The organism is Rhodanobacter sp. FW104-R8 (assembly GCF_001617365.1).
In the GTDB taxonomy this organism is placed as follows: Bacteria; Pseudomonadota; Gammaproteobacteria; order Xanthomonadales; family Rhodanobacteraceae; genus Rhodanobacter.
Genome location: NZ_LVJR01000008.1, coordinates 1 through 14,102 on the forward strand (window position 1 = coordinate 1; position 14,102 = coordinate 14,102).

Annotated in this window: 7 protein-coding genes; all 7 read right to left on the reverse strand. The window is 69.2% G+C overall.

From position 1 onward, the window contains the following. Positions 1-469: 469 nt before the first annotated feature. The 7 genes from RHOFW104R8_RS01525 to RHOFW104R8_RS01555 all read right to left on the reverse strand — a co-directional run bounded on the left by RHOFW104R8_RS01525 (position 470) and on the right by RHOFW104R8_RS01555 (position 14,077). A complete protein-coding gene (locus RHOFW104R8_RS01525; RefSeq protein ID WP_407071423.1) occupies positions 470-2,143 on the reverse strand; it encodes an alpha-amylase family glycosyl hydrolase in 1,674 nt (557 codons plus the stop codon). A gap of 112 nt (positions 2,144-2,255) precedes the next feature. Then, positions 2,256-3,734, reverse strand: a complete 1,479-nt coding sequence (locus tag RHOFW104R8_RS01530) for an MFS transporter (RefSeq protein ID WP_068096659.1) — start codon at positions 3,732-3,734, stop codon at positions 2,256-2,258. Beyond that, positions 3,731-5,929 carry a Six-hairpin glycosidase-like protein gene (locus RHOFW104R8_RS01535; RefSeq protein WP_068096657.1) on the reverse strand — a complete coding sequence of 733 codons (2,199 nt, stop codon included), beginning with the start codon at positions 5,927-5,929 and terminating at the stop codon, positions 3,731-3,733. Before RHOFW104R8_RS01535 ends, RHOFW104R8_RS01530 begins: the two co-directional genes overlap by 4 nt. 301 nt (positions 5,930-6,230) lie before the next feature. Further along, on the reverse strand, positions 6,231-7,787 hold the full coding sequence (locus RHOFW104R8_RS01540; RefSeq protein WP_068096656.1) for a GH39 family glycosyl hydrolase: 1,557 nt from the start codon (positions 7,785-7,787) through the stop codon (positions 6,231-6,233). Positions 7,788-7,990: 203 nt separating this feature from the next. Then, positions 7,991-10,015: a glycoside hydrolase family 13 protein gene (locus RHOFW104R8_RS01545; protein WP_068096655.1), complete on the reverse strand. Its 2,025-nt coding sequence runs from the start codon at positions 10,013-10,015 to the stop codon at positions 7,991-7,993. Between the two features lie 95 nt (positions 10,016-10,110). Then, positions 10,111-12,360, reverse strand: a complete 2,250-nt coding sequence (locus RHOFW104R8_RS01550; protein WP_068096671.1) for a TIM-barrel domain-containing protein — start codon at positions 12,358-12,360, stop codon at positions 10,111-10,113. A gap of 157 nt (positions 12,361-12,517) precedes the next feature. Beyond that, positions 12,518-14,077 carry an alpha-amylase family glycosyl hydrolase gene (locus RHOFW104R8_RS01555; RefSeq protein WP_068096648.1) on the reverse strand — a complete coding sequence of 520 codons (1,560 nt, stop codon included), beginning with the start codon at positions 14,075-14,077 and terminating at the stop codon, positions 12,518-12,520. Between the last annotated feature and the right edge of the window lie 25 nt (positions 14,078-14,102).

The window sequence follows — 14,102 nt, forward strand, 5'->3', positions numbered from 1 at the left end:
AATCCGGATGCTCCGCTGTCTTACGCAGGGACTTTCCCCTGAAACGTGTCCGCCGCTCTCGATGCCGAACGCTTAATAGACCCCACTTCGGGGCATATGCACTCGATGTTCAGCTTTCGACCATCGGTCGTCAAGCGGGCAAATCCCGCGGGTGGACAAGGGCTTGCCGGATGGTTGTCGTGATGCGGAGGGGCGAGGAGGGCCTTTGCATATCTCACGGATCGAGGCGCTATGCCTTATCCCCCACCATCGTCGGTGATAACGGTCGCTGGTTCGGGTGTGTCTGCGCCACGTCTTCCGGACGAGGTTTGATGATGTTTGCGGCCTGAAGACGGCAGCTTGCGCATCGGGACTATCTGCGGGGATGGATACGCCGGTTCATCCTGGCGGATGAACCGGCGTTCGCGTGGAATGGGTGCCCTGGAGGTGGAGGACTTTCCGGCGACGCCGGCCGTGCCTGGCGGCGCGGTCAGCGTTCCGGGTGCCCGCGTTCTTCCATCAGTCGGGTGAGTTCGGCGACCAGATCGGGGCGGGTGGCCGTGGCATCCAGCAGCCAGACCTGCACGTCGTGCGCGGCGACGCTGGTGCGCAGGTGGCCGTCTTCAGGCACGTCGATCGCGCTGCCGCCGAGCGCCGGCATCCAGCGGCCTGCCTGCAGGTAGTCGCTAATGTCGAACGGTGCGGCAGTGTCGCCCTTGTTGAGCAGCACCAGCGCGATCTGGTGCGCGTCGCCTTTCTGGTAGACGCGATAGAACGCGGCCTGGTTGCCGGCGAAGCGCAGCGGCAGCATCAGGCCGCGTTGCAGGGCGGGGGTGCGTTCGCGCAGTTGGGCGATGCGCTTGAGCTGCCGGTAGATCGGGCTTTTCGGTGCCGCGTCGATGCGCTGCTGGCCGTAGTAGTTGCGGTTGCCCTGGTGTTCGGCCTTGCCGCGCTCGAAGCCGGTTTCGGAGCCGTAGTAGATGGCAGGGATGCCGCGGGCGGTGAACAGGAAGTTGTTGGCGTCGATGAAGCCGGCGTCGGTGGCGTTCAGGCGCGCCATGTCGTGGTTGTCGTAGAACGTGACCAGCTCGTACGGGTTCTGGTACGGCCCGTTGGTGAGGTAGAGGCGGTCGAGCAGGTGGGCGTAGTCGCTGTCCGGGTGTTCGAACACGTCGCCGAGGCGGCCGCGCAGCGGGAAGTCGAGCACGCTGATGCCGCCGTTCTGCGGCCAGGTGTACTGGCCGATGTTGTCGGGGCTGTAGTCGAACGCCTCGCCGAACATGAAGAAGCCGGGGTGCTTCGCGCGGATGCGCGCGCTGAACTGCTTCCAGAACGCGGTAGACATGTGGCTGATGGTGTCGATGCGGAAGGCATCGGCGCCCTCGCCGATCCACTGGTCGTAGGCGCCCACGAAGTAGTCGAGCACGGCCGGGCTCTGGTCGTCGTTGTTGGACAGTTGCACCAGGTCGTCGTAGGCGTGGTAGAAGCGGTGCAGCGGGTTGCGCACCGGATCGAGCCGGTACGGCGGCAGGTTCTGCTGGTCGGCGACCAGCCTGCCGTCCTTGTCGAAGATCTGGCCGTACTGCGGCTGCCGCACTGGCATGCTGAAGGCGGGCGAGCCGTGGTTGACCACGATGTCCTGCACCACCTTCAGCCCGGCCTGGTGCATCGCCGCGGTGAACTGGCGGAAGTCGAGGCCCTTGCTGGGCAGGTGTTCGTCGAGCTTGTAGAAGTTGACGCCCCAGTAGCCGTGGTAGCCGGTCTTGCCGCGGTCGGTGAACTTCGAGCCCCACGTCACCGGATCCCCGCCAGTGAACGCCTCGTCGGGGTTGTCCACGATCGGGGTGATCCACACCGCGCCGAAGCCCATGCCGCGGATGTAGCCGGCGTTGTCCAGCACGCCCTTGAAGTCGCCGCCGAGGTAGCCGATGTTTGCGCTTTCGCCCTTGGGCGCGCCGGGCACCGGGATGTCGAAGGTGCGGTGCGCGCTGCCCTGGTCGCGGTGGTCGTTCGACGGGTCGCCGTTGACGAAGCGGTCGGTCATCACGAAGTAGATCGCGTTCGAAGCCATCGGCGCGTTGGTGCCGACGAAGTCGGGCGGTGTGGCGGCGTGAGCCAGGCCCGCGACCAGGGCCAGTGCCAATGCGGCAGCCATGTTCTTCATCATCGTGTTTCCCTCGACCTGACGCGTCCGGATTTTGGTAGGAGCCCGCTCGCGGGCGATGCTTTTCACGTTCCCTGTTTCCCGAAAAAGAGCATCGCCCGCGAGCGGGCTCCTACGGGGGTGGGGTGGTGGCGGGTTCGGGCACGCGCAGCGTGCACAGGCCGGCGACGAGCAGGCTCACGCCGCCCAGGCCCAGCGCCCAGATCGGCTGGTTGTGGAAGAACAGCTTCAGCAGCACGCCCAGCACGCTGGCGGCGAGCAGTTGCGGGATCACGATGAAGAAATTGAAGATGCCCATGTAGATGCCCATCTTCGCCGCGGGCAGGTTGTCCGACAGCATCGCGTAGGGCAGCGAGAGGATCGACGCCCAGGCGAAGCCCACGCCCACCATCGACGCGATCAGCCAGCGCGGGTCGTGGATCAGCAGGAACGAGAGCAGGCCCAGCCCGCCCAGCCACAGGTTGACCAGGTGGCTCAGGCGCAGCCCGCAGGCGCGCACCAGCAGCGGGATCGCGATGGCGGCGAGTACGCCCACGCCGTTGTAGGTGCCCATCAGCACGCCGGCCCAGTTGGCGCCCTCGTTGTAGGCGACCGAGGTGGTGTCGCTGGAGCCGTAGAAGGTCTGTGACACCGCCGCGGTGGTGTTGATCCACATGGCGAACATCGCGAACCAGGAGAAGAACTGCACCCAGTTGAGCCGGCGCATCGGCAGCGGCATGCCGTGCAGGTCGCCCATGATGTGGCGCAGCGCGCCGTCGCTGCGGCTGCGGCTGAGCCACACGAACAGCGCGCCGAAGCCGGCTAGCCCGCCGGCCAGCAGGTATAGCTCCTTCTCCAGCGCGAAACGCCGGATCAGGCCCAGCAGCACCAGCCCCAGCACCAGCATCAGCATGCCGATCTTCCACGCGCCGGCCACGCTGCCGGGCGCTTCCTCGACGCGGTTGTCGGAGAACGACTCCAGCTGCTCCGGCGGGTACTCGCGGGTGCCGAGGATGGTCCACAGCATCGCGCCCAGCAGCACCGCCGCGCCGGCGTAGAAGGCGTACTTCACCGAGTGCGGCACCTCGCCGGCCGGCGCCGTGTTGGCCACGCCGAGGTGGGTGAGCACGTAGGGCAGGAACGAGGCGACCACCGCGCCCACGCCGATGAAGACGCTCTGCATCGCGTAGCCCAGCGGCCGCTGCGACGGCGGCAGCTGGTCGCCGACGAAGGCGCGGAATGGCTCCATCGACACGTTGAACGAGGCATCCATGATCCACAGCAGTCCGGCCGCGATCCACAGCGTGGGCGAGTTGGGCATCGCCAGCAGCGCGAGCGTGGCCAGCACCGCGCCGGCGAAGAAGTACGGCCGGCGCCGGCCGAAGCGGTTCCAGGTGCGGTCGGAGAAGTAGCCGATGACCGGCTGCACGATCAATCCGGTGAACGGCGCGGCGATCCACAGCACCGGGATCTGGTCCACGTTCGCGCCCAGCGTCTGGAAGATGCGGCTGACGTTGGCGTTCTGCAGCGCGAAGCCGAACTGGATGCCGAGGAAGCCGAAGCACATGTGCCAGATCTGCCAGAACGACAGCTCGGGTTTGGCCTTGCTCATGGCGTGGTGCCCCTGGCGGTGCTGGCGCCCAGCGGCGCGATGACGAGGCCGCGCACGTCGGCGGCGTTGAGCGGGCCGTCGCTGCCGCCGACGCCGCCGGTGTAGTGGGCAAAGTGGCCGAGGTAGCTCATGTTGAAGCCGTCCTCCAGCGTAAAGCGGCAACGGGCGCCGGCCCGGGCGGCGAACTCGCCCCAGGTCGAGCGCTGCTGGCGCACGCCGTGCGGCATCACGATGGGCAGGCGCTGTTCGGCGCTGCCGTCGCAGGCGACGGCCAGCATCTTCACCGCGGCGGTGATGCCGGTGTTGATCGGGCCGTGGTCGTTCACGTAGTCCAGCGACACCCGATAGCGGCCGTCGGCCGGCGCCGCCCACGTGCGCGGCCACGCGCCGGTGAGCGGGGCGTACTCGCCGGCGCAGGTTGCGGGGCTGTGCAGCGATTCGAGGCCGTCCGCCGACACGCGCGTGGCGCTGACGCAGGCGAGCGCGCCGTTCTTCGGCAGCGTGCCGCTGCCGTCGATCGCCTGCGCGCGCCGGCCGTTCACGTACAGCTGCACCTTGCCGTCCGCCCGCACCTTCCAGTGGTCGCCGTCGGCGGTGAGCGTGGGCGCGGGCGGCGCCTCGGCGGCGTACAGCGGCGCGTCGATGCGCAGCGGGGCGTCTTCCACGGTGACCGCCTTCAGCGTCACGGTGGTCGCCGCGCCCCGGGTCGCCACGCGGTCGGCGACCAGCAGGTTGCCGTGGCGCTGCTTCGGCAGCTCCAGCGTGATGGAGCGGTCGGGCAGGGTGAGCGAGATGGCGGTGCGGTCGCCGAACAGCATCGGCACCAGCGACGTCGGCAGCTTCGGCTGCACGGTGCCGTCCTCGTTCAGGCCGAACACGCCCTCGGTGACCACGGCGAGGTACGCGGCGACCGACCACAGCTGGCGCGGCGAATTCACCACCGGCCCGCTGAGCTTGCCCTCGTCCACGTGCTGGCCCTGGGTGAGCAGCTCGTAGTTCTCCATGTTGGAGCCGTACAGCGCGGCGCCGCGCATCACCGACGCGATCTCGTGGGCGATGCGCGCGGGCTGCTCCACCTCGCGCGCGGCGCGCAGCGCGTAGGCGCTGACGAACGGCCAGATGGCGCGGTTGTGGTAGATCGGCTGGTCCCTGCGCTCGGGCCACATCACCGGGCTGCCGGCGGGCCAGGTCGGGTAGTTCGCCAGCGTTGCGGAGGCGCGCGCGCCGTCCGCCACGCCGCTGGTGACCGCCAGCGCGATGCCGAGCAGGTCGTAGGTGTCGTTGGGCGTGCCGTCGCCGCCGAGGAAGCTCATGTACATGCCGCGGTCGGCGCGCCAGAAGTGTGCGTTGATGGCGGCCTTGAGCGCCTTCGCCTGCGCTGCATAGTTGCCGGCGGCCCCGGCGTCACCGTGCTGGCGGGCCATCGTCGCGGCCATCGCCAGCGCCTGGTAGTGCAGCACGTTGGTGGACAGGGCGAACGACTGGCCGATGAAGGTGACCTCGTCGAAGGTCCAGGCCGGATAGCTCTGCTCGCGCCAGTCCATGAAGGAGGTTTCGCCGCGGTACAGGCCGAACGCCGGATCGAAGGCGTACTGGCGGTCCTGCGCCAGCGTGTCGCCCAGCGCGGCGTACACGTCGGCGGCGAATGCCCGGTCGCCCAGCAGGTGCTGCGCGCCGAGGAACCACACCACGCGGTCGGTGCTGATCGGCCAGCTGCCGCCGGAGCCGGTGTCCTGCATCACGTACTTGCCCTGCGGCGCGGCGCGCACGCGCACGTCGGACAGCTTGAACGCCAGGCCGTTGCGCGCGCGCGCGGCGTCGAAGCGCCACAGGCCGAGGTCGATCGCGTACGAGAGGTCGCGCGTCCACACGTACGGCCACTTCAGGCCGGTCTCGAAGCAGTGGCAGGGAATCGGCTGGCCATGGTCGAAGGCGCCGTCGCGGATCGCGCTGACCGAATCCTGCGCGAGGTCGTCCTGCGCCATCGCGAACAGGCCGTCGAACAGCGTGCTGGCGGTTTCCGTGCGCAGCGGCTGCGCCGCGATCACGCGCTGGCCGTAGGGCCACGCCAGCGTGTAGCGCTGCTGTGCATCGCGGCTGATGGCGACGTGCACGCCGTGCCAGTCCACTCCGTCGCGCCAGGCCGGCGCCGCCGTGGCGGAGGCCAGGGCGGCCGTCAGCAGCACGCTCAGCATGAACGCACCGCGCGTCGCACGGCGTGGATGGTGTGTTTCATCGGCCTGATCCTCCAGCTGTCGGGTGCCCCGGACAAGCCCGGGCGGGCAGGGCACATCCGGGCTCGTCGCGCCATGGTGCTCCCCGCGCGCCGCCGCGGCGACCGCGATGGTGCAGGCCGACGGCGTGCCTCCCGTTGCATGGTAGGCAGCGTCGCGCTGCAGCAACCATACCCTTGCATACGTATTCATGCGCCGCGCGGAGGGGCGGCGAGTGCGGGAGCGCGGCGGCCGGGCCGCGCTCCCGGGCGTCCCGCGGACCTCAGCGCAGCTCGATCACCACCAGCCCTTGCGGCGGCACGTCGAGTTCGAGCCTGCCGTCGCGCAGGTCCATCGTCTCCGGCGCGGCCAGCGCGCCGGCCGCGCGCAACTGCGCGATCTGCGCGCGGCTGGGGGAATCGGGGCGGCCCATGCGGTCGAACGCGGCGACGGCATTGCCGTGGGTTTCGTCCACGCGCCAGACGGTGGCGCGGGCGGCGGCGGGCAGGTGTCTGACGGCGATATCGAAGCGTTTCGGCGCGCCGGCCGGCTTGCCCGGCGTGTAGCTGGCGGTGTCGCCGACGGGCGGCGCGTAGTTCCACAGTGCGATGACGACGGTGCCGTCGGCGCGGCGGGTGACCAGGGCGGAGTCCGTGTCCGCCGCGAGCCGCTGGTCGCCGAGCTTGTGCAGCACCGCGAACGCGTTGAACGCGGGCTTGGCGATGCGGTTGGCGGCGATCAGGCCGAAGCCGCCATAGAACGGGTTGCGCACGATGCCCTGTTCCTCGAACACGTCGGAGAACGACCAGTAGCTCATCGCCTCGACCTTGCCGGCGCACTCGCGGATGGTGTTGGCGAGCCACGGGCCCATGAACACGGTGTCGGTGACGTTGGGCAGGTTGGCGTAGCTGGCGTTGTACTCGCTGAAGATCAGCGGCAGGTGCGGGTACGGCGAGGCGGCGATCTCCTTGTGCACCTTGTCGACCGAGCGGCAGACCATGTCCGCGCGCGGGATCTTCTCGCTGGTGTGGAACACGTTGTCGGCGGTGTCGTCGCCGTAGACGTGCGTGCTGACGAAGTCGACCGGCACGTTGTTCTTGTGCGTGTGCGCGAGGAAGTCGGTGGCCCACGCGGCCTGCGCGGTGGACGGGCCGCCCACGCGGAGGCGCGGGCTGACCGCCTTGAGCGCGCGCGCGGTGTGGTCGTACAGGGTGAAATAGGTGGCCTGGGCAGGCCTGCCGGCCCAGAAGCCGATGTTCGGCTCGTTCCATACCTCGAAGTACCAGCTGGCCACCTCGTCGATGCCGTAGCGCTCGACCAGGTGCCTGGCCAGCGCGCCGATCATCGCGTCCCACTCGGCATAGTCCTTCGGCGGCGCGACGTTCGGGTGGTACCAGAACTCCTGCAGCGCGGCCGGATCGGAGGTGAGTTCCGGCGGCATGAAGCCGAGTTCCACGAACGGCTTGAAGCCGTGTTCGAGCAGGCCGTCGTAGATCTGGTCGATATAGGAGAAGTTGTAGGAGATCTTCCCCTGAGCATCGCGCTGCACCAGGCCCACGTCGTGGTCGAGGATACCGTGGAAGCGGATGTAGCCGACGCCGGTGGCCTGGTGCACGGTATCCAGGTTCTTGCGGTAGTCGTCGCGCAGGGCCAGCGAGGCGCGGCCGGAGCCCAGCATCTGTTCCCAGAAATGCGGGAAGGCCGTGCCCTTGGCATTGGCATCGACCTGCAGCCGGGTGGCGGCCGCCGCGGGCGGCGCGGCGCTGGCCGCGCCGGTGAGCAGCAGGGCGGCGGCGCAGACGCCCAGGGCCAGGTTTCGTAACTGTGCGGAAAGAGTCATGGCGGGGTCCTGTTCGGCGCGTGGAGTGGCGCGGGGAGCGGGCCGGGCGAGGCCGGCGGTGGCCAGGATGTAAACGTTTACATCGAGGCGCAGTTTCCTACACGCCGCAGGCCGAGTCCAGCGGTTTGCCGATGGTGTCCACGGGTTCCAGCGCGGGCGGCGGCGGCAGGGCATGCTCGCCCCGCCGTCGCCGCGGAACCGGCTTATTGCGCCAGGATCGCCCCGTAGTGGCCGTTCACCGTCACGCTGACCTGGCCGTTCTGCACGGTGTACTTCGTGCCGGAGACCAGTTCGGTGAGCGTGCTGCCGTTGGTCACGCTCAACTGCCACACCGGCACGCTGACGGTATGCGCCACGCTGTCGTTGTTCAGCGCCACGGCGATGCGGTTGGTCGCGTCGAAGCGGCCGTAGGCAAACAGCTTGTTGGTGTCGTCGGTCAGCAGGGTCATGAACGAGCCGGTGCGCAGCGCCGGATAGCCGTTGCGGATGGCGACCAGCTGCTGGGTCAGCGCCACCGCGCTGTTGGTCGGCGTGCCGACGGTCCAGTCGAAGGTGCGCCGGTTGTCCGGGTCGGCGCCGCCCTGCATGCCGTACTCGTCGCCGTAGTAGATCGTGGGCGTGCCCACGTAGGTCATCTGGAAGAACAGCGCCAGGTAGGTCTTCCAGATGTCGCCGCCGGCGCGGTTGCCGAAGCGGGTGACGTCGTGGCTGCCCAGCCCGTTGCTCATGACCTGCTGCACGTTGGTCGGGTAGTTGGCCCGGGTGCCGTGCAGCCAGCTGTCGAACTGGCTGGAGGGGATCGAGGCGGCGTTGCCGTTGTAGTCCTTGCCGGTGATCCACTCCGACACCGGCTGCATGAAGCCGTCGTAGTTCATCGCGCCGTCCCACTGGTCGCCGCCGCCGGTCCATGGGCCGGCGTTGCCCCAGAACTCGCCGAGGATGTCGGCGTTGGGGTTGACCGATTTCACCGCGTTGCGCAGTTCGGCCATGATCTGGTGGTTGGTGGTGTCGCTGCCGTTGTTGCCGCCGGCGTCCAGGTATTGCGCCGCGTCGAGGCGCCAGCCGTCGATGTTGTAGGGCGGTTTCAGGTAGGTCTGCACCACCGAGGTGCCGCTGCCGTAGATCGCGTTGCGCACCGCCGAGCCGCTGGCGCCGTAGTCCAACTTGGGCATGCTGGGGATGCCGAAGAAGGCGGAGTAGGCGTTGGGCCAGGTCTGGAAGGTGTAGTAGCCGTACCACGGGCTGCCGGTGGACTCGTAGGCGCCGGTGGTGGTCCACCAGTTGTACTTGTCGAACCACTGGTGGGTGTCGCCGGTGTGGTTGAACACGCCGTCGAGGACCAGGTAGCCCTTCGGCCCGTTGGCGGTGCCGTGGATGTCGGCGGCCAGCGTCTGCAGCAGCGTGTTGCTGCCGAACGCGGGATCGACCGTGGCGTAGTCCTCGGTGTCGTACTTGTGGTTGGTCGGGGAACGGAAGACCGGGTTGAGATAGACGATGTCGGCGCCGATCGTGTTCTTGATGTAGCCGAGCTTCTGGTCGATGCCGGCCAGGTCGCCGCCGAAGAACACCGTGCTGTTGCAGCCGCTCGCGTTGGAGAACACGCTGCTGCCCCAGGCATGCTTCTCGGTGGCGCAGCCGGCATAGGTGTACTGGCCGTTGGTCACGTCGTTGCTGCCGTCGCCGTTGTAGAAGCGGTCGGGGAAGATCTGGTACATCACGCCGTTCTTCATCCAGGCCGGCGTCTTGAAGCCGGGGATGATGTAGAAGTCGCCCGAGGACGGCTCGGATGAGGAGATGCCCGCCGCGTTGTACCAGGCGGTGGCGGTGCCGTCGTTGATCTGCAGCCGGTAGTACTTCTCCGACGCGCTGGCCGGCACCGTGCCCTGCCAGAGGTCGAAGGTGCCGGTGGCGTCGTTGGCGGTCCAGTGCATGGCCACCCAGTGGTACGCGCCGTCGGCGCTGTCGTAGTACTTGATGTTGGCGCTGGTGATGTCGCTCTTGAAGGTGCGCAGGGTGAGCGTGACGGCCTGGGTCGCGGTCGGCTCGGGGTTGCTGTCGTACAGCGGGCCCTGGTCGTGGAACAGGCCGTTCCATTCCACGTTGTTGTCGTTGCTGGCGGCCCGCGCCTGCTCGTGGATGGCCGGCAGTGCATAGAGCCCCAATGCGACGGCGAGTGCGCACGCCAGGGTGGGTCGCGAACCGTGTTTCGTGTTGCCTTGATTGCCCATCGAACATTCCTCCGCGGTTGGGTGGATCCGGCATGCCGCGCGGGCATGCCGGGGTTCTTGCGCCTTCAGGAAACTCTGGAACGGGCCGGTCGGGCCTAGCGGGTGAGCGTGATCTGCGCGGCGCGCGCCGCGGCCACGCGCACCCAGGTGACGTCGCCGTAGCGGTCGTGGCCGCGGGCCCAGCCTTCGCCGCCGCTGCGCTGGAGGGCGTCGAGGCTGTCGAACGCCGGCAGCTTGCCGCTGGCGCCGGTGGCCGCGCTGCCGTGGATCTTCAGCAGGTAGAAGCGCAGCGCCGGCTTGAAGCTGCCGGTCGCGGCGCCGAGTTCCAGCTGCACGGTGTCGCCATGGCGCTGCGCCGACAGCGGTTGCAGGAAGTACGCGCCGTGCTCGTAGCCGTAGGTGGTGCCGTCGTCGTCGTAATAGTCGAACGTGCTGCGCTGCGCGGCGGGGAACACGTCGACGTCGAGCTGGGTCAGCGGCCGCTCGCCGACGTAGTCCATCGGCGGCTGCATGGGGATGATCGCGCCGTCGCGGATGAACAGCGGGATGTCGCCCCAGCCCTTGCCGTCGATCGCCAGGCGCACGGTGCGGCCGCCCTCCCAGGCCTTGCCGCTGGACCAGTCGATCCAGCGCCCGGCGGGCAGGTAGACGTCCTTCGCGGTCTGGCCCTGCACGACCACCGGCGACACCAGCAGCCAGTCGCCGAACAGCCAGCTGTCGACGTCGTTGCGCACGTTCGGGTCGTGCGGCCAGTCGAACAGCAGCGGGCGCACCAGGCCCACGCCGGTGGCGCGGCGCGTGTGTTCGTAGCTGTAGATGTACGGGATCAGCGCCTGGCGCAGGCGGATCGCGTCGGTGGCGGCCTTCTCGGCGACCGGGCCGTATACCCACGGCTGGCGCTTCTGGCCCAGCTCGCCGTGCACGCGGAAGATCGGCGTGAACGCGCCGAACTCGACCCAGCGCGCGTAGTTCTCCGGCGTCGGCGTGCCGTTTTTGAAGCCACCGCCGTCCATGCCCCACTGCATCGCGCCCACGTTGACCGCGCTGAGCATGCGCGCGCGCTGGCCGGCCATGCTGGCGAAGCCGGTGGGGATGTCGCCGGACCACAGGCCGTAGGCGTAGCGCTGCGAGCCCAGCCAGAAGTTGCGGTTGATCGACCACACGCGCAGGTTGGAGATGGCGCGCTGGCCGTCGTACAGCGTGCGTTGCATGTTGAGGAACTGCGTGTCGCTGGGCGTGTTGTCGGCCTCGTCGTTCCACCAGCCGACGATGCCGGTGGCGAACGAGTGCTTCAGCGCGTCGTTGAAGAACCACGCGCGCGCCGCCGGCTTGTCGAAGTCGATGTCCTTCGCCGGCTTGTGCGAGAAGTAGTCCGGCGCGGCCTTCTCGTCGGGGCGCCACAGGTCGCGGGCGGTGGCCTGGCGTCCCTCCACGGTGTCGAGGTGCACGCGTGGCTTCATGATGCCGGTGAGGTGGACGCCGCGTGCGTCGAGCATCGCCTTGAGCTTGCCGTCGGGTCCGTCCGGGAACTTGCTGGCGTTCCAGCGGAACTCGCCGTAGTCGTCCTCGCCCCAGGCCTTCCAATCGAAGTCGAGGGTGAAGTTGTCCAGCGGGATGTGCTTCGCGCGGTAGGTGTCGACGATCTGCAGCAGTTCTTTCTCGTCGATGCCCCACTGGCTGTTGGTGAAGCCCATCGCCCACTTCGGGAACAGCGGCGTGCGGCCGCTGAGTTCGGCCAGCGCGCCGAAGATCCGGGCGGGCGTGCCGAGCAGGATATAGACGTCCATATCCTGGCGCGGGCCGCTGGCGTCGATCGCGCCGGGTCGCAGGGTGAACGTGGCGCCGTCGCTGTCCAGCAGCACGCCGTAGCCGGCGGTACTCCACACGAACGGCGCGCCGGCATGGCCCTGCTCGCCGGCGGTGGCCACCTGCCGGCCGCTGCGCAGCAGGCCGGTGGAGGCATCTTGCGTCGCGTTGTAGCCGCCGATGCCGTACAGCGCATCGCCCGCGTCGTGTCGTGCCTGCAGCTTGCCGTGGCGCAGAGCGTCGGCATCGATGCCGAGCAGCGTGCGCTGCCGCGCGTCGTCGATCCGCAGCAGGTGGCGCTGGCGATCCCAGTGGACCGAGGCGGCGGCGGAGGCGAGGCTCGCGCCATCGGCGGCCTGCGTGCCCTGCGCTTCGGCGAAGGGCGGCGGCGTGCGCGCGGGGTCGAGTACCAGCGCGGACTCGCCGGACTGGCCATGGCGCATGGAGCGGATGCGCACGACGCCCGGTGCGACGAAGCGGACCTCCCAGCGGTCGGCGCCGAAGTCGATCGTGATGGCGTGGTCGGCCGGTTGTGCCATGCGGGGTGCCTGTGCAGTTTGCGCGGGGGCGGTCGCGGCGATGCCGCCGGCCGGGGCGAAGGCGAGGCCGAGCCATAGCCAGGCGGCCAGGCTCGGGCCGGGTTTTGCGGTGCGGGCGGACGGAATGGTCACGGCGGGCTCCTTGTGGGTCACGGCTTCAATCCAGGATGGCGCTGGCGTACGGCGGCAGCGAGAGGCGTCCGCGTTGCAGCACGGTGCCGGGGCGGCTGTACCGCAGCAGCTGGCGGTAGCGCGCGTCGCCCAGCGGCAGCTGCTGCGGCTGGCCCGACAGGTTGTGCAGCACCAGCACGTGGCTGCCGGCGTCGTCGAGCTGCCAGGCGGCGATGTGCGGATTGGCCAGCGGGTGCGCGGTGAGCGTGCCGTCGCGCAGCGCGCCGATCTCGCGGCGCCAGCCGATCAGCATGGTGTAGTAGTGCAGCAGCGAGCCGTCCGCCTGCTGCTCGGCTTCCACCGAGACGGCGGGGCCGTCGCCGGCGCTGAAGGCTTTCCAGCGCGTCTCGCCCTCACCGTGCGGGTCGCGGTGCCAGCGCATCGGCTCGCGCAGGTCGGGGTCGGGCTTCTTGCCGCGCATGCCCAGCTCCTCGCCGTAGTAGACGAACGGGTGGCCGGGCAGGGTGAGCAGCATCGCGGCGGCCATCCGCATGTGCTGCGGGTTGCCGTCGAGCTGGCTCATCACGCGCTCCTGGTCGTGGTTGGACAGGAACGGCGCGTCCACGCCGGATTTGCCGGCGACCTTGCGGTAGGCGGCATCGGTGTGCGCGAGCAGCGCGCCGAGATCGCCGGCGCGCTCGTGCCTCGCGCTGTCGATCAGCCGCGTCGCCAGCGGGAAGTCGAACGCCGCGTCGAGCGGCTTGAAGTACGGCGCCAGTTCGTCGGCGGAGTCGCGGGTCACCTCGCCGACGACATAGGCCCCGGGGGCGACCGCATCCAGGCCCCGGCGGAATTCGGACCACCAGGCGAGGTTCTTCTTGAGCGTGAGCGGGTTGTTCGCGTCCGCCTTGAAGTCGTAGTAGATGTGCTGGGCGGCGTCGAGGCGGAAGCCGTCGACGCCTTTCTTCAGCCAGTACTGGCCGACCTTGACCATCTCCCGGCGCACCGCCGGCGTGTCGTAGTCGAGGTCCGGCATGTTGCTGGAGAAGTCGCCCAGGTAATGTGCCGTGCCGAGCGCGTGCCAGGCCTGCGGGCCGGCGGCGTCCTCGGCCTGCAGGTCAGTGTGCGGGCCGGCCCAGCTGTACCAGTCGTGATGCGGATCGGCGGGATCGCGGGCAGCCTGGAACCAGGGGTGCCGGTCGCTGGTGTGGTTGATCACCAGGTCGATGATCACCTTGATGCCGCGCTGGTGCGCCTCGCGCAGCAGGCGCTCGAAGTCGGCCATCGTGCCGTATTGCGGGTTGATGGCGTAGTAGTCGGTGATGTCGTAGCCGTGGTAGCTCGGCGAGGGGTTGATCGGCATCAGCCAGATGCCGCTGACGCCGAGCGACTGGAGGTAGTCGAGCTTCGCGCTGACGCCGTTCAGGTCGCCGGTGCCGTCGCCGTCGGTGTCGTACCAGCTGCGCACGAAGATCTCGTACCACACGCCGGAGGGGGCCGATGTCGCGGCGGCGGCGGGCGCGGTGGCGGCCGGCGCGGGGCTGCCCAGCGCGGGCTGCGCGGCGAGCAGGGCGAACAGCAGGGACGAGGCGAGGCATCGGATCATGGCTGGCTCCGGCCACGGCGAAACG